At 64.0% G+C, this 1086-nt stretch carries 2 protein-coding genes; both read left to right on the top strand.

Annotated features, from left to right (window positions below):
- Window positions 1-609, top strand: a 609-nt coding sequence (locus tag HXY34_14200; GenBank protein ID NWF97286.1) for a Gfo/Idh/MocA family oxidoreductase, incomplete at its 5' end; no start/stop codon positions are given.
- Window positions 606-1001, top strand: coding sequence for a hypothetical protein (locus HXY34_14195; protein NWF97285.1), 396 nt, complete (start codon window positions 606-608; stop codon window positions 999-1001). The genes HXY34_14200 and HXY34_14195, both read left to right, overlap by 4 nt.
- The last annotated feature ends 85 nt before the right edge of the window (window positions 1002-1086 follow it).

Raw genomic sequence — 1086 nt, 5'->3', positions numbered from 1 at the left:
GGTCTGGGTCGAGCGGGTTGGGATATCCACGTAGCAGCTATGCGAGGGAGGAAAGACTTTGCGATCAGCGATGTGGTAGACCTGGAGCCGGCTCGTCTGGCGGAGGCGAAGGCAGAGTTCGGGTGCCACACCTGGCGGGACTGGAGGCGGTTCCTGCGGGAGTCGGACTGCGAGCTGGTGGTGATCGCCACCCAGTCGCACGATCACGCCCCCCAGTCCATCGCCGCGATGCGGGCCGGCAAGCACGTGCTGGTGGAGAAGCCGATGGCCACCAACCTTCGCGACGTGGATCGCATGATAGCGGTGGCCAGGGAAACCGGACGCCTGCTCACTATTCATCAGAGCGCTCGCTTTGCGCAGGATTACCTGCACATTCAGGAGGTGATCAAGAGCGGGAAGCTGGGCAAGGTGTTCTTCGTGCGGCGGGGCGGGTACGGCTTCCACCGCCGGCGCGACTGGCAGACCCTGCGCAAGTACGGCGGCGGGCAGCTCAACAACACCGCGGTGCACATGATTGACCAGGTGGTACAGCTTCTTGGCTCGCCCCCCCAAGCCGCCTTCGGCGACCTCCAGCAGATCATCAACCCCGGGGATGTGAGGACCACGTGAAGGTGGTGGTGCGGGGGGAGAACGGCATGGTGGTGGAGGTGGAGAGCACCATGGTGTGCGCGCAGCCCCTGCCCGCCTGGGTGGTGATGGGCTCCCGGGGGACGCTGGTGTCAGATGGCCAGACCTCACACCTGCGATACACCGAACTGAAGAGATTGCCAACCGTGAAGCCGATTGACAGCCACGTGGTGGCCGAGCGGAAGTACGGGTTCGGGGAGAAGATCGCGTTCGTTGAAGAAACCATGCCCTCGGTGGGCGCGTCGCCGAAGAACTACTACGACTACCTCTACGACTCTCTCCGCAAGGGCAAGCCGCTGTTCGTCACCCCGGAAAGCGTGCGCAACACCATGGAGGTGTTGCGGCTGGCGCGGAAGGGGACGCAGTTCCCGTAGGCTGAGGAGCAAGGCGGGGAGGTCACGACGCAAAAGGAGAACCTATGCACACGTCGCTGGTGTTCACCGTCGCGCAGAGCAAGAG

The sequence above is a fragment of the Candidatus Thorarchaeota archaeon genome (genome assembly GCA_013388835.1).
In the GTDB taxonomy this organism is placed as follows: domain Archaea; phylum Asgardarchaeota; class Thorarchaeia; order Thorarchaeales; family Thorarchaeaceae; genus JACAEL01.
This window is presented reverse-complemented; position numbering and strand designations above follow the sequence as displayed.